Raw genomic sequence first — 14,395 nt, 5'->3', positions numbered from 1 at the left:
CAATTCATTCTATATGCTTCAATCACTTATTAAATATAAGTTGAGGGTATGATTTTGTCAATCTTTGGACACATGTTCACAAATTGTTCACTTTATGTAAAAAACCGCTCTGCAACTTGATTTGTAAACGATTTCAGTTAAAAATATTACACTCTACATTTGAAAATTTTTGCCAAATTTCGGTGATAAAACTTGATTTATTGGCGATTTTTCTCACATTGAAAACATGCGGTATTATGCAAAAGAAAGGTTCGTTTTTATGGAAAACATCTTCCATATCAATCCAGAAGCCATACATACCGCTCCATACTGCCTTAATTAAGTCCAAAAACAGCATGGAGCATTTCTGAGAAGTTCAACTCAAGTTATCATCTTCACTGACCTTATCTCACGTGCCATTGGTCAGGATCAAAGGCCCATCCCCAGTTATGGCAACCGTGTGTTCATACTGAACTCCCCAACTGCCATCTACCGTTCTCACCGTCCATCCATCCTCATCCCATATAACGGCTCCGGACCTGCCTTTCGTAAAGATCGGTTCAATCGTAATGACCATCCCCTCGGTGAGCAGCATGCCCGTTCTGCGTTTGCCATAAGGCAGTACATTCGGCGGCTCATGAATATACTGGCCGATCCCATGACCGATGAGGGGCTTCACAATCCCGTACCGATATAGTCGGGCTGTTCGTTCAATGGCGCTTCCAATATCTCCGAGCGTATTGCCTGGGACTGCCTGTGCTATGGCTCGCTCAAGTGCTTTCTCCGTACGCCTCATCAACTTGCGAATGGATCTGCTTGGTTCACCAATTCCATATGTCCAGGCTGAGTCAGCAAGCCAGGTGTCTTTGTTCACCACCATATCGATGGTCACCACATCCCCGCTTGCCAGCTCCTCATTGCTCGGAAATCCGTGGCACACCACTTCATTGACGGAGGCACAAGTCGCGTATGGATATCCTTTATACCCTTTTTGCTCTGGCGTTGCCCCATGTTCTGCGAGGAAATCTTCAACACGCTCGTTGATCTCTGCTGTTGTGATGCCGGGGACCATCCATTGCTCAATATGTTGGTGACAGCTTCGCAAAATTCGTCCTGCTTCCCGCATGTAGCCAATCTCTTCTTTGGTTTTCAAAATAGGGTCCACATGCATTCATCCTTCCCGCTGTAGGTGTACTCTCATATATATGCAGCAGGAACGCAAAAAAAACCGCCTGCCGGAGCTTAACGCCCGGGAGACGGTTCTATTCATTATCGGAACAGTATAATCAGAGTTGTGTGTTGTTTCAGGACACGGAAGAATCCATCTTGACAAGCTCATGCTCCACCACAGAAGTCAATTCTTCCTCATATCCACCCGTAATCCGGTATTTTCTCACGTACTCCTTCACGAATTTTTTTGGATCCTTAGGACGGAAAATCCGAGTCATTTCCCTCAAACTTTCTTTGACCTCATTGTGACCTTTCGTTGCCATTGTAATTCCCTCCCAAAACGTTGAAAGTGAATGCTCCGTTTAGAGAATGCCGAATAAGTCTTAAATGCCATCCATGAAGTTGTGTGCGCGGCTTAAAGCAAGCTTTAGGTCGGGAACCTCGCAGAAAGCAAGTACCTGACACTATAAATACCCGATATGATTCGGAATGAATCATAATCTTATTGTAGCATATTCGGAAGTATCTTACGACTTGACGATTTCCTCTAATAAATATAACGGTTCTTATGCCCAAAAAGTTTAATTCCGAATCATATGTAGTGATTACGAGCATTCTATACGGAATTAATATATCCAGCATAACACTGAACTATTCGGGGGATATTATCACGGACAACCCATACAGTTAAATTACTGGCATCCAAAGGAGGCGTCGTCTCATGGACCGCAAAGAACAGGATATGCTGCCCCTTTCGCATGAAAAGGTGGAAGTAGACGGTGTTTACATCAACGAAGCCGGACGTGAGGAACATCTGCACCGGGGACAACACTTCCCGGCTGACCCCGTTCTAGGCAAGTCGGAATGGAAACTGACCGAATATGCATATGATAATCACCACGAAGGACGAACCGATGAACGTTTGGTTCCCAAAGAAGACGATACCGACAAAAACGGCAAGATCAACAGCCCACGCAGACAGTTTCAGGGCGGGTAGTGATTATTTTCGTTTGAAGTGCTGAATTCTTCATCCGGACAGGGGCAGGTCATGCTGTAACTCAGCTGATCCGTCCCTGTTTCATGTTTTTGATTGTTCTTTCACTTGATCCTAGTAGGTAAATAAATTCACCGGTTCAGTTCTGTCCACCTCCCTCATAACCTAGTTAAAAAGGTCAAAGGAGGCTGGGCCGGATGTCCCCCATGAAATCATCTAGCGGTCTGGATGAAAATATTGCTGGCATGCTCTGTTATCTGTTTACCTTTGTAGGAGGAATTGTCTTTCTCGCTGTGGAGAAACGGAGTCGGTTTGTGCTATTCCATGCGCTGCAATCTGTAACGGTCTTTGGCATCATTATGGTCGGGCATGTATTGTCGGCTTTCCTTCCGTTGTTCGGGCCCCTCGTGGCATCGCTATTATCCCTGCTTGGTGTGGTGGTCTGGCTTATTATGGTCGTCACCAGTCTACAGGGGAAATGGCTGAAGCTGCCGTGGGTTGGGGATTTTGCAGAGAAACAGTTACGTCATCTGTAATCCCCGCTCATCATAGTTAAATAAAACAAAAAACACCGAAAACACGACTCTGCTGAGCCTGTTTTCGGTGTTTCGCATCTAAAAGTTTCTCTTTCATTTGTTCATGTGATTGAACATTCATAGCATAAACGATGTATGTCATTAACTATTCATGCTGTATATCATCATGGTTAACCTGCTTCAATATTCATCTTGTGAATTGTCTATTTATAACAGTTAACATAACAATCCTGCTGAACGATAAGCCTAACCTAATTCGGCTAATTAAGCTGACTTGCCTGTTTCTCCAAGGATGGCATCTGCCTGTTGTTCAGCCATCTTGGCGGCTGTTTCCTTGGTGCCCAGACCATTAAAGAGCAGGTTCATGAAGATCGCCGTGAAGCTGCCTGCGATGATACCATTGCCGAGCATAATCTGAGCCCAGGCGGGTGCACCTGCGAACAACTCAGGTACAACGGTAACTCCAAGTCCCATACCTACAGAACAAGCGATGACAAACAGATTCTCATGTCGGTTCAGATCGACCTGACTGCCGATAATCCGAATGCCTGATGATACCACCATGCCGAACAAGGCCACCATGGCTCCGCCAAGAACTGCCCCTGGAACGAGCTGTGCGAGCGCCGCAATCTTCGGTACAAATCCAATGACCACCAGGATTCCACCAGCCACCACAATGACATCACGCGTTTTCACACGTGTCATCTGTACCAGTCCTACATTTTGCGAATACGTTGTATATGGGAACGAGTTGAAAATACCACCTAACACAATGGCCAGACCCTCTGCACGATAACCGCGGGCCAGATCCTTGGAAGACAGGTCCTTGTCCAGGATTTTGCCCAGAGCCATAAATACACCTGTGGACTCGGCCACGCTGACAATCGCCACCAGAATCATCGTCAGGATCGGTACAATCTCAAATGTCGGTCTGCCGAAGTAAAACGGCTGAACAACATGGAACCAACTTGCATCGCGAATAGGGGCAAAGTTCACTTCACCCATAAACCCTGCTGCCACTGTACCTACCAGCAGGCCAATCAGTACCGAGATGGAACGGATAAAACCTGTAGTGAATCGAGTCATTAGAATGATAAAGAGCAGCACGCCGAAACCGAGTAACAAGTTCACTCCACTGCCGAAATCTTCCGACCCCTGACCGCCGCCCAGATCGTGGAAAGCAACCGGAATCAAGGTTAGACCGATAATCGTAACCACCGAACCCGTGACCACGGGTGGAAAGAGCCGAATAAGCTTCCCAAAGATTCCGGAGAAGATCAATACGAACAGCCCGGAGGCAATAATCGCTCCGTAAATGGCAGATACTCCACTGTTCATCCCGATTAGGATCATCGGAGACACGGCCTGGAATGCACAACCGAGCATGACGGGCAGCCCTACGCCGAAATATTTATTTCCCCATACCTGAAGCAGTGTAGCCACACCACATGCGAGCAGGTCAATGGCAATAAGATAGGTTAGTTGTTCCTGTGTAAAGCCCAATGCGTTACTGACGATCAATGGGACAACGACGGCTCCTGCATACATCGCAAGCACGTGTTGAAGTCCGAGGGAGAACGTTTTGATTGGATGCCGATGCCGCTGAAAAATACGTTCGCGTGCCATATTAGTTCATGCCCTCCTCGTCCGCAAATGTAACCTGTCCATCCGACAGGGCCCCGATGCGAACCAGCGATTCCACACGGTATCCTGCTTCTTTCAGCAAGCGACCTCCTGGCTGGAATGCTTTTTCAATAACGATACCGATACCAACCACTTCTGCTCCGACCTGCTCCACAATGCGGGCCAGACCAAATGCCGCTTCACCATTTGCCAGAAAATCATCAATGATCAGCACGCGATCACCAGGCTTCATGAATTTCTTGGCTACGGTAATTTCATTCGTCTCCTGCTTGGTGAAAGAGTATACTTTCTCCACCAGAATGTCTTCCGTCAGTGTGAGTGACTTCTGCTTCCGTGCAAAAATCAGCGGTACATTCAGTTCCAACGCGGTCATGATGCCTGGTGCAATTCCTGACGACTCAATCGTCAGCACACGAGTAATATTCTCGCCTTCAAAGCGGCGAATGAATTCCTTGCCCACTTCCTTCATCAGAACCGGGTCCATCTGGTGGTTCAGGAATGAATCCACTTTGAGTACTTGCTCGGACAGGACAATGCCTTCCTGTCTTACCTTGTCTTTTAACAATTGCATGCAATTCTTCCCCCTGAATGCCCTCTACACAGAAACCTACATGCCAATCCAATCACACGGTAAAAAACAAAAAATCCGCCTTTTCACACGCTGCGGAAAAACCGGAGACGGGAAAGACGGACTTGTACGTATATGGACAAGCCGTATGGATGCTGCAAGTGCCTTGAAGGACAGAAATAAACAAGATGTCACTCTGACACGTCAAACGCCAAACAGTCTATTCAGGATCAGATGTGAAGCTACCCGACCCTGCTTTTCAATCAAACTGTCTGAGAATGATCTCATTCCAACCATACAAAATGTTGCAGCATCTTTCCCGTAGTCCGATCATTCCGGTGATCGGGTAGAGACATGCAGGCCTATTCCTGCACATATACGAGTAACGGCATATTTAATTTTTGGCTCCATGATTCGTTACAATGTATGATCGCGAACCTGAATATAAATGGTTAAACATAACTGACAATGTTAGAAGTATACCGAATCGACGGCGTGAAATAAAGAAGTATTTTCATGGAAATTGCGGAAACTTGTCTAAATTTGCAAACAAAGGGTGATTGGAATGTGTTTTTTATGTACAATATGAGGACGGAAGCGCGGATCTGAACGGATAATGCATAGAGACGCGGCCTACATCATCAATTAATGATCAAAGGAGATATGCAGACATGAAAGGCGTACTTAACGAATTCAAAGAGTTTGCCGTCCGCGGCAACGTCATCGATCTGGCGGTCGGTGTCATTATCGGGGCTGCTTTTGGTAAAATCGTCACGTCCCTTGTGAATGATATCATTATGCCTCCGGTTGGAAAACTGATGGGTGGAATCGACTTCAGCCAGAAAATCTTCAACCTGGACGGGGATATCAAAACAGCAAACGGACAGGACATCACCACACTTGCTCAAGCCAATGAAGCTGGCGCTACGGTGATTGCTTACGGTCAGTTCATTAACGTCATGATTGATTTCCTCATCGTTGCGTTCTGTATTTTCATGCTCGTGAAGGGCATCAATTATCTCAAAAGCAAAGAACACAAAAAGCCCGAGCCGAAAAAAACGACCAAGGCTTGCAAGTATTGCCTATCCGAAGTTCCGGTTGCGGCTACCCGCTGCTCGCACTGTACTTCAGAACTCGAAGCAGAAGGCAGCGGCGCTCCGGCGTAATCACGATGAACGTTTAAAGACGCACCGCATTGAATTTCCGATATAAAAATTTTGTTGCGGGGGCAACCTCTCACTTGCTAGGATTTATGTATGAAAAGCTAAACATATGGGCTTAATTAACAATTTATTGCGTATCTTAAAGGTTGAAGGTTCCACCGTAAAGGTGGGGCCTTTTTTATGCCTAACATACATGTGTTACATGTACTCCCCCATGAATGTCATTCGCATCCATGCTCGTGAACTAGAAACGGCGTGGCAGCAAATGCTCCAGAATCGACTTCAGATCCTTATCTTCTTTGTAAACTTCTTCCCCGGTATCAAGCTCTGTAACACGAATATATTCAAAGTTTGCCGAAGCATCCACTGGCTTGAACAACAATTGGGCCTCATCTTCCAAGCGTACATTGAATCCCATATCCTTAAACATGGTGGTTAACTGACTGTTAGCAGGTTCTTGACCTTGCCCTACAAATATAAGTCCTCTAAGGCTTTTACGTTCCTGAGGTTGCGGATAAATCACCTGAAAGTGTACAATGCATTCCATACGATCGTTCCCCTTTCGTTTAAAACATACTTTGTGAAATTTTGAACTTTAAAAACTGCTATATAAGGAGATACGTTTCATGACCCCAGAACGTTTCGACATTTATGACGATCAGCAACATTGGATCGGTACAGCACTACGCAGTGAGGTCCATGCCAAAGGATATTGGCACCGTTCATTCCACTGCTGGATCGTGCGTGACGAAGGCGAGCAACGACGGGTTCTTTTTCAGCGGCGGCGTGATATTAAGGATACCTTCCCCGGATGTTACGACATTACAGCAGCAGGTCATCTCACCGCAGGTGAACAACTGCAAGACGCCAGTCGTGAGCTGGAGGAAGAACTGGGTGTGAATGCTCCATTCGAGGCACTTACCTATCTATTTACGGCTACACAGCAGCTCCAAGGAGAGGTCCGTGGTGTTCCATTCGTAGATCGGGAATTCAGTGCGGTCTATGGACTATGTCTCAACCAGTCTCTCGAAGCTTATGTTCTGCAGACCAGCGAGGTGGACAGCCTGTATGAAGTGCCCCTGGATGATCTGCTCGCCTTGTTTCGTAATGAGATCGACGTGATCCAAGCTACCGGAGTTCAGACCCAGCCGTTGACATCACCGCCACATTCCATCGGTCATAAGGACCCGTCAAGCGGCGATCATGCAGCTTATGAAGCAGAGCGTATCGTTCGCCAGATTCGGGCGACGGAGTTCGTGCCCCACGGTACAGCTTATTATACGGATGTGCTGGAAGCTTTGTATCATGTGCCCAAAGATTGATCACGTAGAGTCCTGTTCAACCCGATCCAGTACAATCGAATATGTTCATAGCTTCATTTTCTCAAAAATAGCATAACTTCATACCCTTACTATCGACTTGACTGAAAACAGATGCTGTGACGAACATCACTGTCATATCTCAAACCAGCACAAACAGGCGTCTGCCTCTGGGGCAGCGCCTGTTATATGTACCCTAGCTCTTGTCATCCTCTCCTGAAGGAGGAGAAGACCAGTAACGTGCAGAGAGTTCGCCGTACCGATGTCCATAGCGGGACTCCAGTTCCTCACCCATATCCTGTTCCAATTCATACAACACCAGCTCTTGAGCAAAATGATTCAGCAGCAGTCCGGTCATCACCGGATGCTCCGTAACTACGGCCTGTGTGGCGCATGATTCCCCGCGCATGCCCAGCATGCACCAGCGGCGATCCACCACCAAGGAGAATTTCCGACCATTACCTGTGCCATACAAAGGCAAACCCGGCCAAGGTACGGGCTGATCCAGCATACCTTCCCCACCATCACACGACCATAACAGCCGCACACCGCGAGCCTCAGCCTGCTGTAAGTCATTACGCAGTAGCTCCGCCTCTTCACGCCAAACGTCTACGACAATCTCATGCTGAGCCCCGGCCAATTCACGGCTCAGATTCTCAAACACGTTTTTGTCACCTTCGATGTTATAGAAGACAGGCTTCTCCGGTTCACTCTTGGGCATGCTGCTCTGGACATAATCCAGAGAGGTACGCATTTGATCGGAGATCATGCGGGTCATCTCCTCAGGCTTCAGTACACTATACTTCGCCGGTTCCCCCGGACTACACCGCAAGAATCCACGCTGTTCGAGCCGTTGCAGGGTCGCATATACATTGGAACGGGACACGCCCAGACGCTTCGCAACCTCATATCCTGAGGCTGATCCCTGGCGGGCGAGTTCCACCATAATTTTAGATTCCATCTCGGTAAACCCGAGATGACGCAAATGATGCAGCAGTTGGTCCATATTCCCGTCCCCCCATGCTGTCAGCCAACCCGCACTGCCTCACATTGATCCGGCAGGGCTTCTACTGCATCAGATCAGATCTGTTCCGCACCACAGCGCGGGCACCATTTCGAACCTTTGGGCAGCTCGGCTGCACAAATCTGACAATTCACCATTTCGCGTGACACTTCGGTCTGTACGTCCACCGTGTTCACAATCGGATTATTTTCTTTCCAGTAGCGGATGCGTTCGTCCAGTTCCTGCTGACGCTCACGTTCCCGTTGCATCTCTTCATCTCTGCGACGTTCCCACTCCGCATCGAACGCTTCCTTCTCTTCCTGGGTAAACTCCGTACTGTTATATTCCGATTCCGTCTCCAGATCGGCTATGGACGGAATGACTGTGTGATACGGCTCATCTTCCTCCAGCTCCACTTCAGGTGGCGCATCGTAGAAGTCCGGCTCCGGATTATGGGCCTGAGTCTGAGCTACAGCTGCTTCCTGTCTCGCGGCTGTGGTGGCTCCTGACACTCCTGCAGCTCCTACTGTAGGTGCTGGTGTCTTGAATTCACCCAACTTGCGTCCGCATTTAGGGCAGAAGTTAGCATCCAGGGAAGCAACGTGTCCACACTCGCACAACCGTTCATTCTTAAGCTGTGCAATCTTGTTGCGAAGCCCATCAATCTCGTCCTGCAATTCGTCGCACAGCTGCGACAGATCCACCATCTCTTTTTCTGCACGCGTCATATCCTGTGCCCGATAACCCTCATAGAAGATGCGACCCATATCTGTAAAATGGACTTCCTGTTCCTGTTGCAAGCCCACAATCTGGTTGTTCAGTTTCCCAATCTCAACGGCATGCTGGGCACGCTCTGTTGCTTTGTTCGCTCCGTCTTTGATGCGCTGAAGCAGTTTCATGACCATTCCTCCTCTGTCCCGTCAAAACCAATATTATCATTTCAAAATTTTTAGTAGATTAGCATATTACATCCTTCATGCAAAATGCTCAGGCCTATAACTTATACGATATCATGCCAAAAAGTTGCGTAATCTCGTGCAGGTGCCCGTTTTATACCGATACTGGATGAAATCGGGGGCTTTCGTCAAGACCATACGTTCGGGTATAATGAAGCTTTGGCCATACTTAACCGCCTGATTAGGCAACTAACTCTATCATACCAATTTACAATGCGATTGTGAAAAGGGCAAATGGTTTACTTTTAACCGGGATAGTCCTATCCCTGAATGCATACAGAGGTGGATGAAACATGTTAAGTCCGAACTCAACGTTCTACCCCCGCCCGCTCGGGGTTACCCCGGCGGCGTCCCTGCCCCAGTCCCCGTCTGCTCCGCTGGAGACCAGTCGGCAACTCGTGGGCAATGATCAACAGGATGCCTTTTACTTTCGCTCTTTGGAAGAGGCAGGCATCAAGTTAAACGCACCACAAATCTCGGCAGTCCGTCACGGCAGAGGACCCATTCTGACACTTGCCGGAGCCGGTTGTGGCAAAACGACTGTGCTGGCTGCAAGAGCTGGCTACCTCATAGAGGTCAGTGGCGTACATGCAGGCAGTATCCTGCTCGTGACGTTCACCAATAAGGCCGCCACCGAGATGAAAGACCGGATCGCGGCTTTGCCAGGAATACGCCCAGCAGCGGCAAGAGCTGTCCAGGCTCGCACCTTCCACTCTTTTGCCCTGACATTGCTGCGTCATTACGGTGTGCAGGAAGAGATCTTTGGCGAGTCGCGAGCCCAGCATACGGTGCTGAAGATGCTTCTTCGCCAAAATGGCATGAGTGAAGCCTTCCAACCTGAAAGTCTGCTGGCCATGCTGTCGGCATGGAAGATGCAAGGATCGGAAACAACCGACCTGCCTGAAAAATCGCAGGAAGAACGCGATGCCAAGCGTGTCCTGCTAGGTTACGAAGCCTGGAAGCAGGATCGGGGCAAAATGGATTTTGATGATATTTTGCTACGCGCAGCTGCGCTGCTTCGTGATCCTGCTGTTCTGGGGCCACTTCAGAAGCGTTTCCAGTATATTATGGTCGATGAGTTCCAGGATACCAATCATCTGCAATATGAGATTGTACAAAAACTGGCTTCCGCCCACCGCAACCTGATGGTTGTGGGAGACGACGACCAGACGATCTATACCTTTAATGGCGCACGCCAGGAATCGATTTTGGAATTCGATAAAGTATACCCGGGTGCACGCATCGTGACGCTGGATATTAATTATCGCAGTGATGCACGCATTCTGGGACTCGGAAGCGAACTGGTCGCCCGCAATAAACGCAGACGTGACAAACGGCTGCGTGCCGCTGGAAACCGCGGCGATGCGCCCCGTTTCGCTACACCTTCCAATGCGGAAGAAGAAGCGGCGTGGGTCGTAAACCAGCTGTGTCAGCAGGTTGAAGAAGGGCAACACACCTATCGTGACATTGCAATTCTGCACCGGACAGCCAGCAGCAGCCGGGCTGTATTTGAGCAGCTTGTGTTGAAAGATGTGCCTTTTGTACAGCATGGTGCTTCTCCGGTCTTCTATGACCAGTCTCTCATCAGACCCCTGATGGATCATCTGCGTCTGTCCCTTGATCCACGCGCCATGGATGCTCTCCCCAGTGCATTGGGACCGCTCTATGTATCACGTGATGCGGGTCTGGAGTGGATTCAGCGCTGTGAACAACAACAGGCGAAAAAATATCCGCTCATCCATCTGGTGAAATGGGACAAGCTGAAACCGTTCCAGCAGGAACAGGTCAAGGAACGCATTAAGCTGATCAAATCACTGCACAAACTGAAGCCCATCATCGCCATTCAGGAGATGCGCAGGCAGTTCTACGACAAGTATATGGAAAGCGGTGATCCCAGCATCTTCACCCATTATAAGGAAACGATGCTGGAAACCCTGGATGAATTCGAAGCTGCTGTCAAAAAATTCGAAACGGTGGAAGAGTTCATTCAATTCGCGGATGAGCTCTCCCGCAGACACCGCGAGATGGAATCTCTGCGCCGTGCACAGGACAGTGACGCGGTACAGCTGATGACCATTCACCGGGCCAAAGGATTGGAGTTCCCCTGTGTATACTGGATTGGAGCCAGTGAAGGTATTGTGCCTCACAGTACAGCACTGCGCCAGGATATTCCTGAAGATCAGAAAGCTGCACTTGCTATGCAGCAGACAGACGCAGAGCTGGACATGGCGCTGGAAGAAGAACGCAGACTCGCCTATGTTGCCATCACAAGGGCCAAGCAGTACTTGTATGTTACCTCACCCGCGAGCCATCACGGAAAACCAGCGGATGTGTCCCGCTTCCTGCTTGAAGCCTTCGGCATGGAAGTTCCGGACAAACGCAAACCTCGTGAGGAGAGCCGGACGAGCGGTCAGACTTCATATGGCAAAGGCAATGGACAGTATGCCCGCTCGGGCTCGGGTGCCCGTTCCGAAGGACGGGATGCGGCACAGCGCCGTGCTATCAACCACAGTGACCGTCGTGACTTCGAGGTCCACAACGAACGTGACGAGGATCGCCTTGGTGAACGGCGTGGCAGTGGTGAAATCCGCAACCATAAGGCGTTCAGCACCACAGGTGTGAGTCCGACAGCTGCGACCTCCTCCAGTTCACAGTCGCATACTTCAGGTTCAGGTAATGCTGAGCGTACGGAGACCGTTGCGATCTGGAAATGCAGTTCATCCACGTGCAAAGCGTGGCTAAGACAGAAGCCGGCTGTGCCTTCAAAAGCAACCAAGAAGGCATCATCGGGCCCTCCCGCCTGTCCCCTGTGTTCAGGATCGATGGAGGCTGGTACGCGTCAGGTCCCCGTAACGGGGAGATTTGGGAAATAAACGAAACAGGATACCGTTATGGCTCGTTTCAGGGCGCTTTTTGCTGTTTATTAACAGTAGAAGCGTCTATTTTCCATTTCAGAATGGAGGTTGGATTATGCAGGACGGCAAACAACATCTGTATGTATCAGTAACACATAATCTTATTGAGCAAACACAGAACGAATCTACATCCTTTGAAGTGTTGGTGGACGACGAACAGTTGGGCCGATTGAAAGATCTGATGAAGGTGCTTGAGGATGATGATGCCTATACCTTGCAACGTGCTCCGGTACCCTACAAGTCGGCAGACCATGATGAGGCAACGGAACAATTTTCGGATGGCATGACCTTGCTGTACACTTTTCTGTATGACCATGGCACGCCGGACACCCGGCAGGCAATCGAGAGCATGAACGTGCTTCCGAGGCTGGAGAATACGGATTACGATGACCCGGGGTACGAGAATTCACCACTGAACAAATAACAGGATGCCAAAAAGCATGCGCAGCCGCAGAACACGCGGAAGACGCATGCTTTTGTTATATAAAGCACAACAGGAACGTGAAATGGAGTTAATCCAGACGAATCTCCTGCCCTTTCTCAGCCGATTCGTAGATTCCGCACAGCATGCGCGTGGAAGTCACACCGTCCGCGATTGGACTGATTGGCTCTGTACCGTTCAGACAACAATCCACAAAGTGGTCAATCTGGTTCTGGAATGCACTATGAATATGGAGACCCGTATTATCCGTCTGGGGTTCAATATTCAGAATGGTATTATTTTTCTCCGTGACGATCAGCGTCTCTGGCTCCAGTTCAAATCCCCCGTGCTCGCCGTATAACTTCACGGAAGACTCATCCTCACGTGCATGCAGGGTAAAGCTCACATCCACTGCCAGCGAAGCCCCGTTCTCAAACCGAATGAGCGCATTCGCCATATCTTCCACATCATTCACAGCTGCGCTGTAGTCGGCCGCCTTGTAAAAAGAAAGATGTTCGATATGGGCACGATTGCCCAGCTTCCGATACGTATTACCACTGACCGAAACAGGTTTCGGTCTGCCCATCAGATACCAGCATTGGTCGATAATATGTACGCCCAGATCAATTAGGGGGCCTCCGCCGGAACGGCTTTTGTCAGCGAACCAACCGCCTGGATTGCCGTGACGCCGCAGAATGGAAGCTTTGGCATAATACAGTTCACCAAACTCCCCGGCATCAATGAATCTGCGCATCATCTGCATATTGTTATCATAACGCCGCACAAATCCAACGATAAACGTACGTCCACTCTTCTTCACCGCTTCTTCAATCCGCAGTGCATCTTCCACATTGGTTGCGACCGGTTTCTCCAGCAGTACATGCTTGCCTGCCTCCAGAGCAGCAATGGCAAACTCGGCGTGTGTATTATTCCAGGTACAGATACTGACAGCATCCACATGCGGGTCCTCCAGCATCTCCCGATAATCGGTGTACACGGATTGAGCATCATACTTCTGTGCAGCAGCCTTAGCCCGTTCTTCGTTCAGATCGCAGATCGCATAGATGACAGCATCCTCATTTTTGGCGTAACACCTCATATGAAGATCCGAGATTGATCCTGTACCGATCATTCCAATGTGTAGCATTTGTTTCGTGCTCATCATCGTCCTCCCTTCCTTTTACACAACTTCCAGAACATTATTATCGTCTAGTCTGCCCGCAGCATGCCTTCGTAAATACCCGGCGTCGAATTTTCGATCTTCACGGCACCCAGCGTTCGGGCATAGAAATCCACAGGTCCCGCTGATCCGATAATGGCATATCCGTATCCGTCCGCCTTCATCGCATGCATACAGGCCAGTAACAAGGCTGTGCCTACACCTTTGCCCCGTGCATCCTGGCTCACACCTGTCGGGCCGAAGAAGTTGCGGCATGTCGCTTCGTAACAGGCAAAACCAATCATTTTCCCATGCTCAACCGCAATATAACAAGACACGGGCTGACGTGCAAAAGCGACATCACATTCATCCACCCAAGCCTGACTAAAATGTGACCTTACCCAATCCAGTACAAGCTGTTTCTCTGGGGCAATGGCTCTTCGAATCACAATGGAGGATTCCTCCAGCGTTCTCAGTCCACTCTCTTGTTCCGGCAAACGATAGAGCGCTACCAACATATCACTCATCTAATCCGTTCCTCCTCGTACTTGAATGTGAAATATGGGAC

At 49.1% G+C, this 14,395-nt stretch carries 15 protein-coding genes and 1 riboswitch; of the genes, 6 read left to right on the top strand and 9 right to left on the bottom strand.

Going from position 1 to position 14,395, the window contains the following annotated elements; translation table 11 throughout:
- Window positions 1-388: 388 nt before the first annotated feature.
- Together map and AC4G47_RS02925 are read right to left on the bottom strand one after the other, a co-directional pair.
- Window positions 389-1,150, bottom strand: coding sequence for a type I methionyl aminopeptidase (gene map / locus AC4G47_RS02930; RefSeq protein ID WP_458125163.1), 762 nt, complete (start codon window positions 1,148-1,150; stop codon window positions 389-391).
- Window positions 1,151-1,283: 133 nt separating this feature from the next.
- Window positions 1,284-1,472 carry a hypothetical protein gene (locus AC4G47_RS02925; RefSeq protein ID WP_017690840.1) on the bottom strand — a complete coding sequence of 63 codons (189 nt, stop codon included), beginning with the start codon at window positions 1,470-1,472 and terminating at the stop codon, window positions 1,284-1,286.
- 398 nt (window positions 1,473-1,870) lie between these two features.
- On the opposite strand from AC4G47_RS02925, the gene AC4G47_RS02920 reads away from it, so the two are divergent.
- Window positions 1,871-2,146, top strand: a complete 276-nt coding sequence (locus AC4G47_RS02920; RefSeq protein ID WP_458125162.1) for a transposase — start codon at window positions 1,871-1,873, stop codon at window positions 2,144-2,146.
- A gap of 194 nt (window positions 2,147-2,340) precedes the next feature.
- Window positions 2,341-2,679, top strand: coding sequence for a DUF4870 domain-containing protein (locus tag AC4G47_RS02915; RefSeq protein WP_047840268.1), 339 nt, complete (start codon window positions 2,341-2,343; stop codon window positions 2,677-2,679).
- A 264-nt stretch (window positions 2,680-2,943) separates the two neighbouring features.
- Here AC4G47_RS02915 and AC4G47_RS02910 read toward each other — a convergent pair whose 3' ends face one another.
- Window positions 2,944-4,305, bottom strand: a complete 1,362-nt coding sequence (locus AC4G47_RS02910) for a nucleobase:cation symporter-2 family protein (protein WP_289391047.1) — start codon at window positions 4,303-4,305, stop codon at window positions 2,944-2,946.
- Between the two features lies 1 nt (window position 4,306).
- Window positions 4,307-4,894, bottom strand: coding sequence for a xanthine phosphoribosyltransferase (locus AC4G47_RS02905; RefSeq protein WP_307540132.1), 588 nt, complete (start codon window positions 4,892-4,894; stop codon window positions 4,307-4,309).
- Window positions 4,895-5,193: 299 nt separating this feature from the next.
- Window positions 5,194-5,293, bottom strand: a riboswitch (purine riboswitch).
- Between the two features lie 269 nt (window positions 5,294-5,562).
- Between AC4G47_RS02905 and mscL the strand changes: the two genes are divergently transcribed.
- Window positions 5,563-6,057: a large conductance mechanosensitive channel protein MscL gene (gene mscL / locus AC4G47_RS02900; RefSeq protein WP_491104687.1), complete on the top strand. Its 495-nt coding sequence runs from the start codon at window positions 5,563-5,565 to the stop codon at window positions 6,055-6,057.
- Between the two features lie 241 nt (window positions 6,058-6,298).
- On the opposite strand, the gene AC4G47_RS02895 is transcribed toward mscL, so the two are convergent.
- Window positions 6,299-6,601, bottom strand: a complete 303-nt coding sequence (locus AC4G47_RS02895; RefSeq protein ID WP_056695593.1) for a hypothetical protein — start codon at window positions 6,599-6,601, stop codon at window positions 6,299-6,301.
- 79 nt (window positions 6,602-6,680) lie between these two features.
- Here AC4G47_RS02895 and AC4G47_RS02890 point away from each other — a divergent pair, with 79 nt between their 5' ends.
- A complete protein-coding gene (locus AC4G47_RS02890; protein WP_491104685.1) occupies window positions 6,681-7,376 on the top strand; it encodes an NUDIX hydrolase in 696 nt (231 codons plus the stop codon).
- Between the two features lie 193 nt (window positions 7,377-7,569).
- Here AC4G47_RS02890 and AC4G47_RS02885 read toward each other — a convergent pair whose 3' ends face one another.
- Complete coding sequence (locus AC4G47_RS02885; protein WP_491104684.1) at window positions 7,570-8,379, bottom strand: TrmB family transcriptional regulator; 810 nt, start codon at window positions 8,377-8,379, stop codon at window positions 7,570-7,572.
- Between the two features lie 74 nt (window positions 8,380-8,453).
- Window positions 8,454-9,275 carry a zinc ribbon domain-containing protein gene (locus AC4G47_RS02880; RefSeq protein WP_491104683.1) on the bottom strand — a complete coding sequence of 274 codons (822 nt, stop codon included), beginning with the start codon at window positions 9,273-9,275 and terminating at the stop codon, window positions 8,454-8,456.
- 350 nt (window positions 9,276-9,625) lie between these two features.
- Here AC4G47_RS02880 and AC4G47_RS02875 point away from each other — a divergent pair, with 350 nt between their 5' ends.
- Both AC4G47_RS02875 and AC4G47_RS02870 read left to right on the top strand, forming a co-directional pair.
- A complete protein-coding gene (locus tag AC4G47_RS02875; protein ID WP_491104682.1) occupies window positions 9,626-12,205 on the top strand; it encodes a UvrD-helicase domain-containing protein in 2,580 nt (859 codons plus the stop codon).
- Window positions 12,206-12,302: 97 nt separating this feature from the next.
- Window positions 12,303-12,671, top strand: coding sequence for a hypothetical protein (locus tag AC4G47_RS02870; protein ID WP_458125156.1), 369 nt, complete (start codon window positions 12,303-12,305; stop codon window positions 12,669-12,671).
- Between the two features lie 88 nt (window positions 12,672-12,759).
- Here AC4G47_RS02870 and AC4G47_RS02865 read toward each other — a convergent pair whose 3' ends face one another.
- Window positions 12,760-13,830, bottom strand: coding sequence for a Gfo/Idh/MocA family protein (locus AC4G47_RS02865; protein WP_458127142.1), 1,071 nt, complete (start codon window positions 13,828-13,830; stop codon window positions 12,760-12,762).
- Window positions 13,831-13,877: 47 nt separating this feature from the next.
- Window positions 13,878-14,354, bottom strand: coding sequence for a GNAT family N-acetyltransferase (locus AC4G47_RS02860; RefSeq protein WP_339181627.1), 477 nt, complete (start codon window positions 14,352-14,354; stop codon window positions 13,878-13,880).
- Window positions 14,355-14,395: the final 41 nt, after the last annotated feature.

It is taken from the genome of Paenibacillus sp. Negev47, from assembly GCF_058313655.1.
The sequence above is the reverse complement of the archived record's forward strand: the minus strand, read 5'-3'. Positions and strand labels throughout refer to the sequence as shown.